Below are 18,836 nucleotides of genomic sequence, written 5' to 3'. Positions count from 1 at the left end.
CCGGTGGGAGCTTCTCTCGGAGCTCTCACCCCACCCAACGGATCCTAAGGGGCGCGCATTCCCGCTGTGTCCGGGCACACGGAGATGTCCCACCGCGCGGATACCGCGGGGGAGAGAGGCGAAGCGCCGGCTCAGGGAGACGGGTAGGAGCGCTCCAGGAGGACCGTGCCCTTGGAGGCGGAGCCCTGCTGATCCACACACGTCGCGTCGACGATGTAGGCGGTGACCCGCGTCGCGTCGGCAGCGTCGGGAAGCAGCACGAGCATGGCCTTCTTCCCTTGGTACCTGCCGTTCTCGACGGCGAGGGCGTTGTCCTCACGCCCGATGCCGTCACGCACGCAGCCGGGTACTACGACCCCCTTCAGGACCCTGGGGTGGTTGGTGCCCGGGGCAGTGGCCGCACCGAAGGGGCTGCGTGAGTCGCCGCCGCCCTCGGTCTCGCTCTTGTTTTCGGAGAGGAGGCCGGAGACCTGGCTCCGCAGCTTCCCCTCGGAGAAGGTGTCCGCGGGGGCGGTCTGCCGACCTTCTGCCGTGTCATGCGCGGGCTGCCCGTCGCCGAGGGACGACAGCAGGACGGATCCCAGGCCCAGGGCTGCGACGGTGAAGACGGTGCCGAGAACGGCGATCCTGCGACGTCCGTTCCGTGTGCGTCCCTTGCGTCCCGGGCCGGTGGTGGAGGAGCGAGGGCGTCCGGCGGGCCGGTCAACGGGCGTCGATGTTTCACGTGAAACATGCGCACCGCTGTCGTCCTCCGAGCCGGAGCCGGGGCGGGCGTCGGAGCCGGAGTCGCTGTCGGGACGGGCGCCCTCGTCGGACTCGGCAGCGGAGCCCGGCCCTGAGCCGGAAGCATCGGTGGGTGCGGCCGGGTTCTCGGAGACCTCCGGACGCGTGGCCGTCAGCAGAGCCTCGGCGGCGAGAGCGGCATCGATGCGGCCGACGACCTCGGCGGGCATGCGCGGCGGGCCCGGCAGGGTGCCGAGCAGCCCGCGGATCTCCTCCAGGGACGCGTAGACGTCCGCGCAGAGCTCACACGAGTCGAGGTGCCGTCGCAGGTCGCTGCTCCGGGCTGGTGGGAGGAGGCCCTCGGCGAGGTCGGAGATCTCCGCGACGTCCGGGTGCCCGGCCATGTCGGTCGTCGACGTCACGCTCGTCCACCTCCGCCCTTCACTACAGCTGAGTCGCTCGGTCCTGGGTCCGGCGGTTCCGCTGGGAGCGGCCCCGCTGCGGGTGGGACGGCCGACTCCGGCGTCCGGTTCCGTTCCGCGCCCGTCTTCTTGCCGCTGCCCTCCGGCCGGAGGTGGGTGAGCAGCGGCAGGAGTCTCGCTCTGCCGCGTGCGCACCGGCTCTTCACCGTGCCGGTCGGCACATCGAGGATGCGGGCCGCCTCCGCGACGGGGTAGCCCTGCATGTCCACCAGGATCAGCGCCGCGCGCTGGTCGGCCGGCAGCGTGCCCAGCGCCTCGACGAGCTGCCGGTGCAGATCGTTGCGCTCGGCGGGGGCCGAGGCCGACTCGTGCGGCTCCAGCAGCTGCTCCAGCCGCTCGGTGTCGTCGACGGGGGAGGTCTTCCGGGAGGCGACCTTGCGGGCCCGGTCCAGGCAGGCGTTCACCGTGATCCTGTGCAACCAGGTCGTGACGGCCGACTGGCCCCGGAAGGTGTGGGCGGCCCGGTAGGCGGAGACGAGGGCGTCCTGAACCGCGTCAGCGGCCTCCTCGCGGTCCCCCAGCGTCCGCAGGGCGACGGCCCAGAGCCGGTCGCGGTGCCGCCGGACGATCTCACCGAAGGCATCGGGGTCGCCCTCGACATGCCGGGCGAGGAGATCCTGATCCGTGGCACCGCTGTGCTCGGCGCGGTCCCCCATGGAACCCCTCCCCTCGGTCGGCTCTCAGCCCGTGAACTTCACTTCGGTGATGGCCTGCTTGTAACCCGGGTCGCTGAAGTTCGACGGGTCGGCGCCCGAGTACGGCAGCGCCGTCAGCCAGACCAGGACGTACCGGCTCTGCACGGGCTTGTCGACGGTGACCTTCGCGGAGGTGCCGCTCGTCGTCGCGTCGCCGAGCTTCTTCATGGAGCTCAGCGGAGTGGAGGAACCGAGGGAGTCGGTAGCGTACAGCTCGACCGTGGTGTGGTCGCCGCCGTACCGGAGCGACAGGGACGCGGCCGAGACCTGCTGCTCGGATCCGAGGTCGTAGACGATGCCGACACCCGGCTTTATCACCATCTTCGGACCGTCGAGGTAGCTGTTGGTCCGCCAGCCCGTGGACGTGTCGCCGTCGTAGGTCTTGCCGACGTCGGCGGCGTGCTGGGCCTGGCCCTTGGCGACGTACTCCTCGGAGCCCTTGATCACGAGCGGTTTCGGGGCCGGGCGGTTCTTGTTCTTGTCTCCGCCCTCGTTGTTCTGCGTCTTGGTCGGGTCGTCCGAGGTGCCGCCCTGGTCCATGAGGGCGTCGGCCAGCTGCCAGCTGCCCAGACCCAGCGCGGCGATCAGGAGTGCGGACACGGCCCACTTCAGGGCCTTGCCGGTGCGGCTCTGCAACGGGGGCGGCGGAGGCACGATCGGCTGGGCGGCGCCGGGGGCCTGGCGGCCGTACGTGCCTTGCTGGTAGGTCGTGCGTTGGTACTCGGGCGGGGCGGTGAACGCCGGCTCCGGCGGGCGGATGCGGGGCATCTCGCCGATCGCCTTCACCAGCTCCTCGGGCGTGGTGCACGGCGACTCGTGCCGTGAGGCGGTGGCACCGTCGTTGGCGAGGGCGCGCATGGCGAGCTCGGACAGGCCGCGGTGGACCCCGGCCCGCACCTGGTCCGGTGCGATGAGGCCGATGTCCTTCGGAAGCCCCGACAGCCCGTAGGCGTCGCTCTCGTACGGCCAGCGCTGGGTCAGCGCCGCGTACAGCAGGGCGCCGATGGCCTCGGTGTCGGTGCGCTGCGGGGTGTCGGACGAGATGCCGCGCAGCGCGGCGTTCACAGCGAGGCCGCGGATGCGCCACTGGCCGGTCGAGGCGCGCAGGACGGCGTTGGGGTTCAGGCGCAGGTGGGCGAGGCCCTCACGGTGGGCGGCGGCCATGGCGGCGGAGACCTGGCTGACCATCTGGTAGGCGTCGTACGGCTCCAGCGGCCCGGAGGCGAGGAGCGTGGTCAGCTCCGTCGCGTCCGGGAGCCACTCCTGGACCACATAGACGAGGTCGTTCTCCTCCACCGCGTCCAGAACCTGCACGAAGCGCGGGTCGCCGAGGAGCGCGGAGGAGCGGGCGGCGGCCAGGACGGACCGGGCCCGTGAGTGGCCCGCGGGCAGGATGTGCACGCCGACGGCACGGCGGAGTTTCTCGTCCACGGCACGCCAACTGCTGAAACCGTCCAGACGGGTGACGCACTCCTCCAGGCGGTAGCGTCTGGCGAGCTTGTGACCGCTGTGCAGCTCAGGCGTCGAGGTCTTTCCGGAACCGCCGGCCCGGGTGCTCTCCTGTACCTCGTCGCTGTCCGTGTCCCGCTCCCGGTTCTTGGCCACCCCGTCGGCCGTGGACTGGTCCGCCTGTGCGGTCAGCGACGTGTCGCCGCTGTTGTCTGCCACGTCGACGGCAGCCGTACTCCGTTCCGCCACCGTCGTTCCTGCCTCCCCATCCATTGCGCGCCGGCCGGCAGCCGTTGCGCGCCGTCCGACGCCGAAACCAATTGTGCCCACAGTCCGCCGCTATGCACGACACGCGGTGGCTGACGATGGTTGTGCGCCTCCCCCCGGCCCTAGCGTCCCAGGCGCCCGCGGACCATGCCGACCAGCGAGTTGAGCTCCTCGATGCGCATGCGGCGGGCGGCGACGAAGAAGACCCCGAGCAGTACGACACCTCCGGCGAACACCGCGGCGAGCGAGCCCGCGACGCCCTGGCCGAGCGTGTGGCCGATGCCGTAGACGGCAGCGCCGCTGAGCAGGGCGGCCGGGACCGACGCGATGCACAGCCGGGCGTACGTCCGCAGGACGCGGGCGCCGTCGAGGTCCCCGCCCAGCCGCTTGCGCAGCCGGCGCCAGGCGACGCCGACGCCGATCGCGTAGGCCAGTCCGTAGGAGGCGGCCATGCCGACCACGGCCCAGCGGGACGGGATGACGAAGTAGCAGACCGCCGAGGCGCCGGCGTTCACCGCGGCCACGATGACCGTGTTGTAGAAGGGAGTTCGGGTGTCCTCGTAGGCGTAGAAGGCGCGCAGGACCACGTACTGCACGGAGTACGGGATCAGGCCGAGGCCGAACGCCATCAGCATGTAGCCCATGTTGGTCGCCTCGCTGGTGCCCGAGGAGCCGAACATCAGCGTGCACAACGGGATGCCGAGCGAGAGGAACCCGAAGGCGATCGGCACGATCGCGACGGCCGTGTTGCGCAGCCCCTGGGAGATGTCGTCCCGGACCGCGCCGCCGTCGCCCTCGGCCGCCGAGCGCGACAGGCGCGGCAGCAGGGCGGCCATGAGGGAGACCGTGATGATGGCCTGCGGCAGGCCCCAGATCAGCTGCGCGTTGGCGTAGGCGGCGAAGCCGGTGCCGTCGACGGGCGAGGCCTTGCCCGCCGCGGTGGACAGCTGGATGACGATCATGGCACCCGCCTGGTTGGCGAGGACGAACAGGACCGTCCACTTGGCGAGCGTGACGGCCTTGCCGAGCCCCTGGCCCTTCCAGTCGAAGCGCAGCCGCAGCCGGAACCCGGTCTCCCGCAGATAGGGGATCATCGCCAGCGCCTGGACCACGAGGCCGAGCAGGACGCCGACGCCGAGCAGGCGCTGGCCCTCCGGCGGGATGGTCGCGGCCTCCATCCCGGAGTCGGCGGCGGTGCCGTAGACGTAGATGAACATGCCCAGCGTCACGATGATGACGATGTTGTTCAGGACCGGGGTCCACATCATCGCGCCGAACTTGCCGCGGGCGTTGAGGATCTGGCCCATCACGACATGGATGCCCATGAAGAAGATCGTGGGCAGGAAGAACTGGGCGAAGGTGATGGCGACCTGGTTCGCCGCCGGATCGCTGGCGACCCCGTTGGACAGCACGCGGATCAACAGCGGCGCGCCGAGCACCGAGAGCGCGGTGAGCCCGCCGAGCGTGACGATGACCAGGGTCAGCAGCCGGTTGGCGTACGCCTCGCCGCCGTCCTCGTCCTCCTTCATGGCGCGCACCAGCTGCGGTACGAACACGGAGTTCAGACCGCCGCCGACGGTGAGGATGTAGATCATCGTCGGCAGCTGGTAGGCGACCTGGAAGGTGTCACCGAGAAGGCCGACGCCCAGCGCCGAGACGATCAGCGCCGACCGGACGAAGCCGGTGAGGCGGGAGACCATCGTGCCCGCCGCCATCACGGCGCTGGACTTCATCAGGCCCCCGGCGCGGCCGGCCTTCTTCGGGGCGGGCGCGGCGGTGGGCTCCGGGTCGGAGGGCTCGTCGGTCAGGGATGCCGTCGCCACGGTCTGCGCCGGTGCCGCGTACTGGCCCTGCGCCATGGGCGCCGGGGACGGGCCTGGGACCGGGGGCGACTCGTAGGAGGGGTGGCCGCTGCTCTGCTGCTGGTCGCGGAAGAGGTGCGCGAACGCGTCCGGCTCCTGGCGCGGCTCGCCCGCCTGGGAGACGAGGTCGTCCACGCCGACGAACTGCGTGGTGCGGGGGTCGTCGCCGTACGGCAGGTGCCGCGTCGGGCCCTCCGGCTCGGGCGCGGGCGTCTGGGCCCACACCCGCGGGTCGGGGGCGTACGGCGACTGCGGCGGCTGGGCGTACAGCTGCTGCTCCGGCTGGTAGGTGCCCGGGGTGGGCGGCGGGTGCGCGGCGCGGTCGTAGAGCGCCTCGCCGGCCGGGTCCTGGGCGGCGAGGTCGTGTGCCTGGTAAGGGTCCGGGGCGTAGGCGTCCTGGAGGTACATGTCCGCGGGCGGCTGCGGCGGTACCTGGCCGTGCTCGGCCGGCGAGCCCTCGGGCCCGCCCGACTCGGGGTGGCCCGGGCTGCCCGCGGCACGACCGCGGTCACCGTCGTACGGCGCGTTCATGGTTACCCCACCTCATCGTCCCGGGCCCACCGGCCACGACATCTCAACGGTCCACTCTCTCACCCGTGCCGGACGGGTCGGCGCTTTCCGCTGCGGTGTCCGGGGCCGCGTCACTCGGCTGCTCCGGGGCGCCTGCCCGGGAGCCGGCAGCGGACTCCTCCCTGAGACGGTCGCCGGCGGTGTGCGGGTTCTGTGGGGCGCCGACCGGTTCCTGCGGATCGCCGGCAGCCTCCTCGCGTTCGGCTTCCGGCTCGGCGGCTTCGCGGGCGGCGGCGCGCTTGCGCTGGGTGTACATCCGGAAGCCGGCCAGGACCAGAAGCAGGAAGCCGCCGCCGATGACCAGCATCACGGTGGGGGTGACCTCGGTCACCCGCACATCGAAGGCGACGGGGTCGCCGTAGGGTCGGCCGTCCTCCGTGTACAGCTGGGCGACCACCTTGGCCTGACCGTTGGCGTTGGCGGACGTGGTGAACTTCACCGACTGGCTGTGGCCGCCGTTGACCGCGACGGGCTGCTCCTTGTACGCGGCGTCGCCGATCTTGAGGCGGGTCGGGTTCTGCGACGTGAGCCGCAGCTGCAGGTGCTCGACGCCCTGCACCAGGTTGTTCTGAACGGTCACGGGGATCGTGGCGCTGCGGCCGGAGAGCTTGGTCTCCGTCTTCTTGATCAGCTTGACCCCGTCGATGAGCCCGTCGAGGTAGGACTCGATGTCGCTGCGGTAGCCCACGGCCGCGACGTTCCGGCCGCGCCAGGACGTGGACATCTCGCGGTTCATGGCCCGGCCGAACGGGGTGACCACACGGGACTGGATGGTGAGGATCACCTTGAACTTGTCGAGCTTGCCCTGCGTCCTGGCGATCTGCTCGAACGCGGCCCGCGGCAGTTCCTGCCCACGCAGGTCACGGGGGTAGTCCGACGCCGGCGGCACCTTCGTGTTCGCCGCGGGGTCGGGCTTGGCCTTGGCGGCGTCCGCGAGGTCCTGCGACTCGGACCAGTTCCCGCCCTGCAGGGCCGCCAGGGCTTCCGACATGGCCTGGGCCTGGCTGACCGTGGGCATGCGCTGCGGGGCGACGACGACGCTGCGCTGCTTGCCGGTCTGCAGGCCCAGCGTCAGGCTCTGGGCGAGGAAGCGCTGCACGGCGAGCGTGGACGCGGAGGCCCTCGTCAGATCGCCCTGGAACGGCGTGGACATCCTGGCGTCCGCCACGACCGCCGTGGTGCCGCCACCGATGGGCCGGGCGGCGGAGGGCGTGTACGACAGGTTGTCCTGGAGGCTGTCGCCGCGGACGATCACCTTGTCGGCACCCGCGGACGTCGCGACCTTCACGATCGACGGGTCGACGGCACCGTCGACGGGCCAGGCGAAGTCCGTGTCCGGCTTCACATGGAGGATCGTCTTCACCGTGTCGTCGACGACGTCGGTGGCTTCCTTGAGGTGGCTCAGCGAGCCGGTGACACTCGTGCCGTTGTGGGCGAGGGAGGCCAGGTCGGGGTCGCCGTAGGGCAGGGCGACGACCTCCTTGCCGGCGACCGCCTGCTGGAGCTCGGTCAGCCACTTCTTGGCGAGTTCCTGGTTCCTGCCGGGGGTGGTGGTGCCGTCCGCGGGGCGAACCTCGTAGCTCCTCGTCATGGCGTCGACGGACGCCAGCAGGTCCGGGTCGACCACCCACGTGACGTCGAGGCTCTTGCCCAGCGACACCATCTGGTCGAGGCGGCCGCCCGGGGAGATCTCCTTCGCGAGCTCCTCGTCGCGGAAGACCGGCGTCTGCTGCTCGTTCGACCCGGTCTCGGCCGCCATGTGGGAGGTGGAGACGAGCGGCCACAGGAACGTGGTCCTGGTCTTCGTGCCGGCTTCCTCCGGCTGCCAGGGCAGGAACGTGCGCTGGATGCCGAGGACCCGGTCCCAGGGCTGCGCGGCCGTCTCCCCGGAGAGGGTGACGCCCAGCTGGTAGACGCCGTCCCCGCCGAGGTCCAGCTCGTCCACCGGCACGGAGATCGTGAAGGGCTCGGCAACGCCCGGGGTGAGTCTGGGGAACTTCTCGGTGTACTTGCCGCCGACCTCCTCGCCGACGGGGCCCTGGATGTCGTCGCTCTTCCTGGCCAGGGTGTCGATCGACGAGCGGGTGCCGATCTGAGGGCCCACCCGCAGGTCGACGTGGGCGTCGGTGACCGCCTGCTTGCCGTTGTTGGTGACCGTGCCCGACACCGTCACCGTGTCCCCCTCGGTGGGGGCGCTGGGGGTGAGCGAGTCGACCGCGACGGAGACCGAGCCCGCCCCGGAGGCCGCCTGCGGGGACTCCTGGCCTGCCGCGTCCGCGGAGGTCGCGCCGGGCAGCTGGAGGAGTCCGGTCAGCAGGGGCGCACCGGCGAGCAGTGCCCCGGTGCGCCGCAGCCACCGGCGGGCAGGTGAGGCACTGGTCCCCTGGAAGTCTGCCGCGTCGGCCACGCGCTCGCCCGTCCCTCGTCGTCGTCAGTGGTCGTCGGAATGTGCGTCCACGCATGGTAACGATGCGCGCTGAGGGGAAGTGCCGCGGTCCGCCCCACAAGATCGCGGGCCGGCGCCCCGTTGCCCGGTATGCGGCCCTATGGAAGGGAGCGGTTCTTTACCGCTCAAGGGCAGCCCTTGTGTGTGTATGGCGGGGCGTGTCCCCACCCGATATACGGGGCGCTCAGGGGTGCCCGAGCCACGTACCCTCTTCTTTTGTGCCGAACGCCAACGAAGAAACGTCCAGTGTCCTGAGCCAGGTGCAGCACCGCGCGGTGAGTGAACTGCTGCGGGTCGCCCCTGTCGCCGACGACCTCGCCCGCCGCTTCCAGGAGGCCGGGTTCTCACTCGCCCTGGTCGGCGGCTCGGTCCGGGACGCGCTGCTGGGCCGGCTCGGCAACGACCTCGACTTCACGACCGACGCCCGTCCCCAGGACGTGCTCAAGATCGTGCGCCCTTGGGCGGACGCCGTCTGGGAGGTCGGGATCGCCTTCGGCACGGTCGGCGCCCACAAGGGTGGCTACCAGATCGAGGTCACCACCTACCGGTCGGAAGCGTACGACCGGACCTCGCGCAAGCCCGAGGTGTCGTACGGCGACTCGATCGAGGAGGATCTCGTCCGCCGGGACTTCACCGTCAACGCGATGGCCGTCGCGCTGCCGGAGAAGGAGTTCGTCGACCCGCACGGGGGCCTGGAGGATCTCGCGGCGCGTGTCCTGCGCACCCCGGGCACTCCGCAGGACTCCTTCTCGGACGACCCGCTGCGGATGATGCGGGCCGCGCGCTTCGCGGCCCAGCTCGATTTCGAGGTCGCCCCCGAGGTCGTCTCCGCGATGAAGGAGATGGCCGGACGGATCGAGATCGTCTCGGCCGAGCGGGTCCGGGACGAGCTGAACAAGCTGATCCTCTCCCCGCACCCGCGCAAGGGACTGTCGCTGCTCGTGGAGAGCGGCCTCGCCGACCGCGTGCTGCCCGAGCTGCCGGCCCTGCGTCTGGAGCGTGACGAGCACCACCGGCACAAGGACGTCTACGACCACACTCTGATCGTCCTGGAGCAGGCGATGGCACTGGAGGACGACGGTCCCGATCTGACGCTCCGGCTGGCCGCCCTGCTGCACGACATCGGCAAGCCGCGCACCCGGCGCTTCGAGAAGGACGGCCGGGTCTCCTTCCACCACCACGAGGTGGTCGGGGCGAAGATGACCAAGAAGCGCATGACCGCGCTGAAGTACTCCAACGAGCTGGTGAAGGACGTCTCCCGCCTCGTCGAACTCCACCTGCGGTTCCACGGCTACGGCACCGGCGAGTGGACGGACTCCGCGGTCCGCCGCTACGTCCGTGACGCCGGCCCGCTCCTCGACCGCCTCCACAAGCTGACCCGCTCGGACTGCACCACGCGCAACAAGCGCAAGGCGGCGGCACTGTCCCGGGCGTACGACGGGCTGGAGGAGCGGATCGCCCGGCTGCAGGAGCAGGAGGAGCTGGACTCCATCCGCCCCGACCTCGACGGCAACCAGATCATGGAGATCCTGGGCGTGGGCCCCGGTCCGGTCATCGGTCGCGCCTACAAGCACATGCTGGAGATGCGGCTGGAGCACGGGCCGATGGAGCATGACGCGGCCGTCGCGGTGCTCAAGGAGTGGTGGGCCGAGCAGGAGGGCTGAGCCTGTGGAACGGGGTCATGTTTCACGTGAAACATGACCCCGAACCGAACCAAACCGGGAGAGCCGGAGGCAGAACAAGGGGCGGTGTTTCACGTGAAACACCGCCCCTTCCCGCGTCCGCGTTACTTGTTGTAGTCCTGCAGGCAGAGCAGGAAGTCCTTGCCGTCACCGCTCTCGGTGTACGTGTACTGGAAGTCCTTGGCCTCGGCCTCGCACTTGCTCGACGCCAGGGTCTCCGTCATGTACGCGCCCTCGATCTTGGCCAGCACCTTGAACTGAGCCTTCGCGTCACTGCACTCGACGACCTCGAGGTCCGGGTTGTTGTCGTTGGTGCTGCCCCGGTGCATGCAGTCACCGACGGCCGCCGTGTTGGCGTCGTCCCGGCTGGTGATCCAGCCGCCGATGGCAATGCCCGCCACCGCGACGACGATCACGATGTTCTTGATGGTCTTGAAGCTCAGCTTGCGGCCGGACGGCTGCGGCGGAACCGGGGCGTACGGACCCGCGCCCTGCGGCGGGATGCCGGGCTGGCCGGGCTGCTGGGGGTAGCCGCCCTGCGGCGGGTACGGAGCCTGGGGCTGACCCGCGGGCTGGTTCTGCGCGAACGGGTTGCCCTGGGGCGGCGGAGTAGACACTTGGGGGTCCCCCTAAAAACATGGATGAGTGACGCGAACATGTCGCGGGATAAGACCCACGTAAAGTAGCGGTCCCCACTGACAACGCAGTACTCAGGAGTGGCTCTGTGTCATTGATGTGACACTGACTCACGGCCATACCGGGCCATAGCAGCCGCTACCGTCGCGTAGATAACGGCGATCGTGATCACCAGCGGCACGGATCGGCCGTCCGGCGGCAGCATCAGGGCGGCCACGGCGGCCGCACCGACGAAGAAGACGTTGAACAGGACGTCGTAAACGGAGAAGATCCGGCCACGGAAACCGTCGTCCACGGAGGACTGGACGATGGTGTCCGTGGAGATCTTCGCGCCCTGGGTGGTCAGACCGAGAACGAACGCGGCGACCAGCAGGGGCACGGTGGCGAACGGCAGGCCGAGCGCGGGCTCCAGCAGGGCTGCGGCAGCGGCGCACACGACGATCCAGCGACCCGGTCCGAGCCGTCCCGCGGCCCAGGGGGTCACCACCGCCGCCGCGAAGAAGCCGGCGCCCGAGACACCCAACGCGAGCCCCAGCAGGGCGAGTCCGTCGTCCGTGGTCGAGGTGAGCGCGTACCGGCAGAGCATCAGCAGCATGACGAGCAGAGCGCCGTAGCAGAACCGCATCAGGGACATCGCCGCGAGGGCCCAGGCGGCCTCCCGGCGTTGCGGTGCGGCCAGGTGCCTTACGCCCGCCGCGAGTTCGCGCACCGTGCCGGTGATCGCGTCGCCGATCCGCACGCGCACCGCGCTGCGGTCGGGGCCGAGGAGTTCCCGCGCCATGCTCAGCGTCGCCAGGGCCGCGCACAGGTACAGCCCGGCCGCCACGAGCACCACCGCGGCGTCGGAGTCCGCCACCACCAGGCGGACGACGAAGGCGAGGCCGCCGCCCGCGGTGGCCGCCAGCGTTCCGGCGGTCGGGGAGAGGGAGTTGGCGAGGACGAGCCGCTCGGTGTCGACCACGCGCGGCAGGGCGGCGGCCAGGCCGGACAGCACGAAGCGGTTGACGGCGGTGACGCACAGGGCGGAGACGTAGAAGAGCCAGTCCGGTGCCGGACTGAGTATCAGCAGGGCCGTCGCGCAGGCCAGCAGAGCGCGCAGCAGGCTGCCGTGGAGCAGGACCTGGCGGCGCCGCCAGCGGTCGAGCAGGACGCCGGCGAAGGGGCCGACGAGCGAGTACGGGAGCAGCAGTACGGCCATCGCGGAGGCGATCGCGACAGCCGAGGTCTGTCTCTCCGGGGAGAAGACGACGTAGGCGGCGAGCGCGACCTGGTACACACCGTCGGCGCCCTGGGAGAGCAGGCGGACGGCGAGCAGGCGCCGGAAGCCCTGGAAGCGCAGCAGTACGCGCAGGTCACGGACGACGGCCATGGGGACCAGCCTCACATACGGGGAGGGTCCCCGGGTCATGCGACCCGGGGACCCTCACAGCCCTGGCAGGAGCGACTGGTTGTGGCGTGTCAGCGCTCGACCTCACCCTTGATGAACTTCTCGACGTTCTCGCGGGCCTCGTCGTCGAAGTACTGCACGGGCGGGGACTTCATGAAGTAGCTCGACGCCGACAGGATCGGGCCGCCGATGCCGCGGTCCTTGGCGATCTTCGCGGCGCGCAGGGCGTCGATGATGACGCCGGCGGAGTTCGGGGAGTCCCAGACCTCCAGCTTGTACTCCAGGTTCAGCGGGACGTCACCGAAGGCGCGGCCTTCCAGGCGGACGTAGGCCCACTTGCGGTCGTCGAGCCAGGCGACGTAGTCGGACGGGCCGATGTGCACGTTGCCCTCGCCCAGTTCGCGGTCGCGGATCTGGGAGGTGACGGCCTGCGTCTTGGAGATCTTCTTCGACTCGAGGCGGTCGCGCTCGAGCATGTTCTTGAAGTCCATGTTGCCGCCGACGTTCAGCTGCATCGTGCGGTCCAGGACGACGCCCCGGTCCTCGAACAGCTTCGCCATGACACGGTGCGTGATGGTGGCGCCGACCTGCGACTTGATGTCGTCGCCGACGATCGGGACGCCCGCCTCGGTGAACTTGTCGGCCCACTCCTTGGTGCCGGCGATGAAGACCGGGAGGGCGTTGACGAAGGCGACCTTGGCGTCGATGGCGCACTGGGCGTAGAACTTCGCCGCGTCTTCGGAGCCGACGGGCAGGTAGCAGACCAGGACGTCGACCTGCTGGTCCTTGAGGACCTGGACGACGTCGACGGGCTCCTCGGCGGACTCCTCGATGGTCTCGCGGTAGTACCGGCCGAGGCCGTCGAGGGTGTGGCCGCGCTGGACCGTCACGCCGGTGCGGGGCACGTCGCAGATCTTGATGGTGTTGTTCTCGGAGGCGCCGATGGCGTCCGCGAGGTCGAGACCGACCTTCTTGGCGTCCACGTCGAACGCGGCGACGAACTCGACGTCGCGGACGTGGTAGTCGCCGAACTGGACGTGCATCAGGCCCGGCACCTTGGCCGCCGGGTCGGCGTCCTTGTAGTACTCGACTCCCTGCACCAGCGACGCGGCACAGTTGCCCACGCCGACGATGGCTACGCGCACCGAACCCATTCCGGTTGCTCCCTGTGTGTACGAGTGAGGCCCGCGAAGGGCTCTCACGTGGCGGTGTCGTCGGGCGTATCCGGCCTGGGGTCGTCCCCCGGCCGGGGCAGGCCGCCCGACGCTCCAGATGTGGTGTCACGCGAGGCGGGGTCCCCGGAGGCGGGGCCCTTGAGGTCCCGTCCCGCCCGCTCGCTCTCGATGAGCTCGTTCAGCCAGCGCACCTCGCGCTCCACGGACTCCATCCCGTGGCGCTGAAGCTCAAGCGTGTAATCGTCGAGTCGCTCGCGGGTCCGGGCCAGGGAGGCGCGCATCTTCTCCAGGCGCTCCTCCAGCCGGCTGCGGCGGCCTTCCAGTACGCGCATGCGTACATCGCGTGAGGTCTGCCCGAAGAACGCGAAACGGGCGGCGAAGGTCTCGTCCTCGTAGGCGTCGGGCCCGGTCTGCGAGAGCAGCTGCTCGAAATGTTCCTTACCTTCCGCCGTCAACCGGTAGACGATCTTTGCGCGGCGGCCGGTGAGGGGCACGGCCTCGGACTCGTTCCCCGGTTCCTCGATCAACCAGCCGTTGGCGACCAGCGTCTTGAGGCAGGGGTAGAGCGTCCCGTAGCTGAACGCACGGAACACGCCCAGGGACGTGTTGAGGCGTTTGCGCAGCTCGTAGCCGTGCATCGGAGATTCGCGGAGCAGGCCGAGTACGGCGAACTCGAGGATGCCGGAACGCCGGCTCATCGTCGCCTCCTCTCCGCCCGGTGTGCGGGTCTCCGTCCGGTGTATCGCTCCGATGTCTCGGAGCGATGTGTCGAGCTGATGTATCGACTCGATACATCACGACGATAGAACGGCCTTCCGGCTGCGACAAGAGGGGGTGTGGTGAACGGGATCACATCACCGATTCATCGGACGCGAGTTGCCTGATTTGAGGTGAACTTCGGGGCTCGGCAGGTTTTGACGGTGCGTAGTCTGTGCGCCATGCACATCACCGGGAACCGAGTGACGCCCGAGAGCGTCGTGGTCTTCGGTGTAGTACGGGTGCATGCGGGACCGATGAATGCGGAGCCGACCGCATCCGTACTTCGGGGGGACCGGAAACCAGCCGCCGTTTCCAGGCGCGCACGGGTGCGCCTGCCCGAGGAGTAGTCGTTCGATGAGCGAGCACCGTCGCAAACCGCCGCAGCCGCAGGGAGGCGGACGTGCCGCGGCCCGACGCGGCCAGTCCGGCTCGTCCTCCGGCCGCCGAGCGGCACCGCGAGGCGCCACCGGGTCTCCGTCCGACTCCTATGGGTCGGACTCCTACGGCTCGGGGGGTGAGGAGCGTGCGTACGGCGGCCGTGCCGAGGCCCGGCGTGCGGCGCAGCAGAGAAGTGGGGGCGGCCGCCGGAGAGCGGCCGAACCGACGCGGGGCGGCCGGCGTGGCGCAGCCATGGGCGCGGCCGGGGCAGCCGCCGCCGGCCGGGGGCGTGCGGGCGCCGTGTCCGACAAGAAGCGGCTGATCGACTATCCGCGGGCCGGCAAGTACGGCTGGCAGCGCTGGCTGCCGTCCTGGAAGCTCGTCTCCGGCCTGTGCCTCGGCTTCTTCGGCAGCCTGGTGGCCGTGGCGGGCATCGGCTACGCCATGGTGGGCGTCCCCACCGAGGAGAACGCGGCGGCCCGTTCGCAGAACAACGTCTACCTCTGGTCCAACGGCCAGCAGATGGTCGCGACGGGCAGTGGCCAGAACCGGCAGAACGTCACGATCGACCGGATCCCCAAGGCCATGCAGGACGCCGTGATCTCGGCCGAGAACAAGACCTTCTACGAGGACTCGGGCGTCGACCCCATGGGCATCGCGCGGGCCCTGGCGAACATGGCCCGGGGCGGCGACACGCAGGGTGGTTCGACGATCACCCAGCAGTTCGTGAAGAACACGTACCTGAGCCAGGAGCAGACGGTCTCCCGCAAGTTCAAGGAGATGTTCATCTCCATCAAGGTGGGCACGAAGCTCGGCAAGAAGCAGATCCTCCAGGGCTACCTCAACACCTCGTACTACGGGCGGGGCGCCTACGGCATCCAGGCCGCTGCCCAGACGTACTACGGCAAGGACGCCCACAAACTCGAGCCGAGCGAGTGCGCCTTCCTCGCGGCCCTGCTCAAGGGCCCGACGTACTACGACCCGGCGGGCAACGAGAGCCTCGACCCTGCGGCGAACAAGGACGACAACCTCAAGCGGTCCAAGGAGCGCTGGGCCTGGATCCTCGAGCAGATGCACAACGACGACAAGCTCACGGACGCCCAGTACCAGGAAGCGATCAAGGACTACCCCACGCCGCAGGGCCGCAAGGCCACCAAGGGCATGAGCGGCCAGATCAGCTACCTGGTGGACACGGCCAAGAAGTACGTCCTGAACCACTCCAACATCACGGAGCAGCAGTTCGACCAGGGCGGCTACCAGATCAGGACGACCTTCGAGAAGAGCAAGGTCGAGGCCCTGGCCAAGGCCGTCAGGAAGATCGAGAAGGAGAAGCTGGACCCGGAGAAGCGCGAGCGGGACAAGCACGTCCAGTTCGGCGCGGCGTCGGTGAAGCCCAAGGACGGTGCGATCGTCGCGCTCTACGGCGGCGCCGGCTACGAGAACGGCCACTTCAACAACAACGCGGACACCTCGGGTGTCCCCGTCGGTTCGACGTGGAAGCCGTTCGTGCTCGCGGCCGCCATGGAGTACGGGACCTACCGCAGTGACGGTCCGCTCTCGCCGATGAGCAAGTACAACGGCAACGACCGCCTGAAGGTCCTGAACAACGACGGCTCGTACGTCCTGAAGAAGGACAACACGCCGTTCCTGCAGAAGAACGAGAGCCCCCGCCCCTGGGGCTACATCACCCTGCGCAAGGCGATGGAGCAGTCCGTCAACACGCCGTTCGTGCAGCTCGGCATGGACGTGGGGATGAGGAACGTGCGGGATGTGGCCGAGAAGGCCGGAATCCTGGACAGCAGCTTCGCCACGCTCAACCCGTCGTTCGCGCTCGGCACGTCCACCCCCAGCGCGATCCGCATGGCCGATGCCTACGCGACGTTCGCCGCCGCCGGCAAGCAGGCCGCTCCGTACTCGGTGACCAGCGTCAAGTTCAACGGTGAGGAGATCGACGGCTTCGAGAAGCCGAGGATCACGCAGGCGATGCCCGAAAACGTGGCGAACAACGTCACGGACGTCCTGGAGAACGTCATCCAGAACGGTACGGGTAAGAACGCGCTGTCCCTGGGCCGTACGGCGGCCGGCAAGACCGGTACGACGGACGAGAACAAGTCGGCGTGGTTCGTCGGCTACACGCAGCAGCTGTCGACCTCGGTCGCGATGTTCCGTGAGGACCCCAAGAGCGCCAAGCTGCTCTCCATGAACGGCACGGCGGGCGAGGAGTCCATCCACGGTGGTGACGTCCCGACGCTGGTGTGGACCGAGTACATGAAGGCCGCGCTCAAGGGCAAGCCCGACCTCGGCTTCCCCGAGGCCGAGCCGATCGGCGACGTCCAGGACGCGGTGGGTGCCCCGTCGCCGACGCCGACTCCCAGTGAGACGCCGAGTGAGACGCCGAGCGAGACCCCGAGCGAGACGCCCAGCGAGACGCCGACCTCGCCGTCGCCCACGCCCAGCGACACCTGTGGCTTCTTCGGCTGCGACGAGGAGGACAACGGCGGGCAGAACGGCGGCGAGGACCACGGGGGCACGGACGGAGGAGCGAGTAGCGAGCCCACGCCGACCGATACGAACCTGGACGGTGGCAACACCAGAGGCAATGGCAACGGAGGCATCTTCGGAGGCCCCGCCGGATAGCCGACGATCGCCCGGCTTGGGTGTTTCACGTGAAACACGTTGTTTCACGTGAAACAAGGGCCGCCGTACCCCCCGGGTACGGCGGCTCTCGACGTTTTTCCGGACCCGTACGGCAGGATGTGCGACATGCCCAGCGCAGAAACGACGCCAGCGAGCGTCCACGAGCCGGACCCGGTGCGGCCGACCCAGGAGGACGGGGTCGCCGCGGCCGGCAGCGAGCTGATCGGCGGCCCGCTCGGGCGGCGCGCCCTGCTCGGGGCGTCCTGGTGGACTCCCGTCCGGGTGATCGCCCTGGTGGCGATCGGGATGTTCGCCCTCGGCCTGGTCCAGAAGGCGCCCTGCTACAACGGCGCCTGGTTCTTCGGCGCCAGCTCGCAGTACACGCACGCCTGCTACTCGGACATCCCGCACCTCTACCAGGGGCGCGGATTCGCCGACGGGCTCGTGCCGTACTTCGACCGGCTCCCCGGCGACATGCAGTACCTGGAGTACCCGGTGCTGACCGGCGTCTTCATGGAGGTCGCCTCCTGGCTCACGCCCGGCAGCGGCACCATCCAGGACCAGGAGCAGTGGTACTGGATGGTCAACGCCGGGATGCTCATGGTCTGCGCGTCCGTCATCGCCGTCTGCGTGACCCGCACCCACGCCCGGCGTCCCTGGGACGGGCTGCTGGTCGCCCTGGCGCCCGCCTTCGCGCTGACGGCGACGATCAACTGGGATCTGCTGGCGGTCGCTCTGACGGCCGCGGCGATGCTGATGTGGTCCCGCGGCCGCTCGCTGGCCTTCGGCGTCCTGCTGGGGCTCGCCACGGCCGCCAAGCTCTATCCCTTCCTGCTGCTGGGGCCGCTGCTGGTGCTGTGCTGGCGCGCCGGCCGATGGCGCGAGTTCGCCACGGCCGTGGGCGGCGCGGCCGTCGCCTGGATCGTCGTGAACGGGCCGGTGATGCTCTTCGCCTTCGAAGGCTGGTCGAAGTTCTACACGTTCAGCCAGGAGCGGGGCGTCGACTTCGGCTCCTTCTGGCTGATCATGGCCCAGAACTCGGACGACCCGCTCGCCACCGACACCGTCAACACCCTCGCCACGCTGCTGATGCTGGTGTGCTGCGCGGGTGTCGCGGCCCTCGCGCTGACCGCTCCGCGCCGTCCGCGGTTCGCCCAGCTCGCCTTTCTGATCGTCGCGGCGTTCATCCTCACCAACAAGGTCTACTCACCCCAGTACGTGCTGTGGCTGGTGCCCCTGGCCGCCCTCGCCCGGCCCAAGTGGCGGGACTTTTTGATCTGGCAGGCCTGCGAGGTGGCGTACTTCCTGGGGATCTGGCTGTACCTCGCGTACACGACCAGCGGGGACGCCCACAAGGGGCTGCCCACCGACGGCTACCACTGGGCCATCGCCCTGCACCTGCTGGGCACGCTCTACCTCTGCGTGATGGTCGTGCGCGACATCTTCCTGCCGGAGCGCGACCCGGTGCGCCGGTCCGGCGACGACGATCCCTCGGGCGGAGTGCTCGACGGTGCCGAGGACGTCTTCGTGCTGGGACCCGCGGCGCGCTCCCGGCGGCAGGCGGACGCCCGCGCCGCGGGAACGCCCATCGAGTGGGGCAAGCAGGACGCCGCCAGCGGTCCGCTCTGAGCGAACGGCGCCGGACGCCGGCACCGGTCATGCGGAAGGCCGTACAGGGAGACCCTGTA

At 69.9% G+C, this 18,836-nt stretch carries 12 protein-coding genes; 3 read left to right on the top strand and 9 right to left on the bottom strand.

Annotated features, from left to right (window positions below; translation table 11 throughout):
• Window positions 1–131: 131 nt before the first annotated feature.
• The 5 genes from ABTZ58_RS03440 to ABTZ58_RS03420 form a co-directional block, all read right to left on the bottom strand.
• Complete coding sequence (locus ABTZ58_RS03440) at window positions 132–1,145, bottom strand: anti-sigma factor family protein (protein WP_351349921.1); 1,014 nt, start codon at window positions 1,143–1,145, stop codon at window positions 132–134.
• Window positions 1,142–1,861 (bottom strand): RNA polymerase sigma factor SigM, encoded by a 720-nt coding sequence (gene sigM / locus ABTZ58_RS03435; RefSeq protein ID WP_351349919.1) that lies wholly within the window; start codon window positions 1,859–1,861, stop codon window positions 1,142–1,144. Before sigM ends, ABTZ58_RS03440 begins: the two co-directional genes overlap by 4 nt.
• A gap of 24 nt (window positions 1,862–1,885) precedes the next feature.
• Window positions 1,886–3,598: a protein kinase family protein gene (locus tag ABTZ58_RS03430; protein ID WP_351349917.1), complete on the bottom strand. Its 1,713-nt coding sequence runs from the start codon at window positions 3,596–3,598 to the stop codon at window positions 1,886–1,888.
• A gap of 140 nt (window positions 3,599–3,738) precedes the next feature.
• Window positions 3,739–6,009, bottom strand: a complete 2,271-nt coding sequence (murJ, locus tag ABTZ58_RS03425) for a murein biosynthesis integral membrane protein MurJ (protein WP_351349915.1) — start codon at window positions 6,007–6,009, stop codon at window positions 3,739–3,741.
• A gap of 43 nt (window positions 6,010–6,052) precedes the next feature.
• Window positions 6,053–8,455, bottom strand: coding sequence for a DUF6049 family protein (locus ABTZ58_RS03420; protein WP_351349913.1), 2,403 nt, complete (start codon window positions 8,453–8,455; stop codon window positions 6,053–6,055).
• 257 nt (window positions 8,456–8,712) lie between these two features.
• On the opposite strand from ABTZ58_RS03420, the gene ABTZ58_RS03415 reads away from it, so the two are divergent.
• Window positions 8,713–10,158 (top strand): CCA tRNA nucleotidyltransferase, encoded by a 1,446-nt coding sequence (locus ABTZ58_RS03415; protein ID WP_351349911.1) that lies wholly within the window; start codon window positions 8,713–8,715, stop codon window positions 10,156–10,158.
• 122 nt (window positions 10,159–10,280) lie between these two features.
• On the opposite strand, the gene ABTZ58_RS03410 is transcribed toward ABTZ58_RS03415, so the two are convergent.
• From ABTZ58_RS03410 to ABTZ58_RS03395, 4 genes are all read right to left on the bottom strand, one after another.
• Window positions 10,281–10,793: an LppU/SCO3897 family protein gene (locus ABTZ58_RS03410; RefSeq protein ID WP_351349909.1), complete on the bottom strand. Its 513-nt coding sequence runs from the start codon at window positions 10,791–10,793 to the stop codon at window positions 10,281–10,283.
• A gap of 110 nt (window positions 10,794–10,903) precedes the next feature.
• The gene (locus tag ABTZ58_RS03405) at window positions 10,904–12,181 is read right to left on the bottom strand and encodes an MFS transporter (protein WP_351349907.1); all 1,278 of its coding nucleotides are present in this window, start codon (window positions 12,179–12,181) and stop codon (window positions 10,904–10,906) included.
• A gap of 89 nt (window positions 12,182–12,270) precedes the next feature.
• Window positions 12,271–13,353 carry an inositol-3-phosphate synthase gene (locus tag ABTZ58_RS03400; protein WP_309093688.1) on the bottom strand — a complete coding sequence of 361 codons (1,083 nt, stop codon included), beginning with the start codon at window positions 13,351–13,353 and terminating at the stop codon, window positions 12,271–12,273.
• 44 nt (window positions 13,354–13,397) lie between these two features.
• Window positions 13,398–14,072, bottom strand: a complete 675-nt coding sequence (locus tag ABTZ58_RS03395; RefSeq protein ID WP_351349905.1) for a PadR family transcriptional regulator — start codon at window positions 14,070–14,072, stop codon at window positions 13,398–13,400.
• A 415-nt stretch (window positions 14,073–14,487) separates the two neighbouring features.
• On the opposite strand from ABTZ58_RS03395, the gene ABTZ58_RS03390 reads away from it, so the two are divergent.
• Together ABTZ58_RS03390 and ABTZ58_RS03385 are read left to right on the top strand one after the other, a co-directional pair.
• On the top strand, window positions 14,488–17,148 hold the full coding sequence (locus tag ABTZ58_RS03390; protein WP_351349903.1) for a transglycosylase domain-containing protein: 2,661 nt from the start codon (window positions 14,488–14,490) through the stop codon (window positions 17,146–17,148).
• Between the two features lie 117 nt (window positions 17,149–17,265).
• Complete coding sequence (locus tag ABTZ58_RS03385) at window positions 17,266–18,777, top strand: glycosyltransferase family 87 protein (protein WP_351349901.1); 1,512 nt, start codon at window positions 17,266–17,268, stop codon at window positions 18,775–18,777.
• Window positions 18,778–18,836 lie beyond the last annotated feature (59 nt).

Origin of the sequence: Streptomyces sp. NPDC094143 (assembly GCF_040303825.1) — a bacterium.
GTDB lineage: Bacteria > Actinomycetota > Actinomycetes > Streptomycetales > Streptomycetaceae > Streptomyces.
Note: the sequence above shows the minus strand (reverse complement) of the source record. Positions and strands in the feature narration are given on the sequence as shown.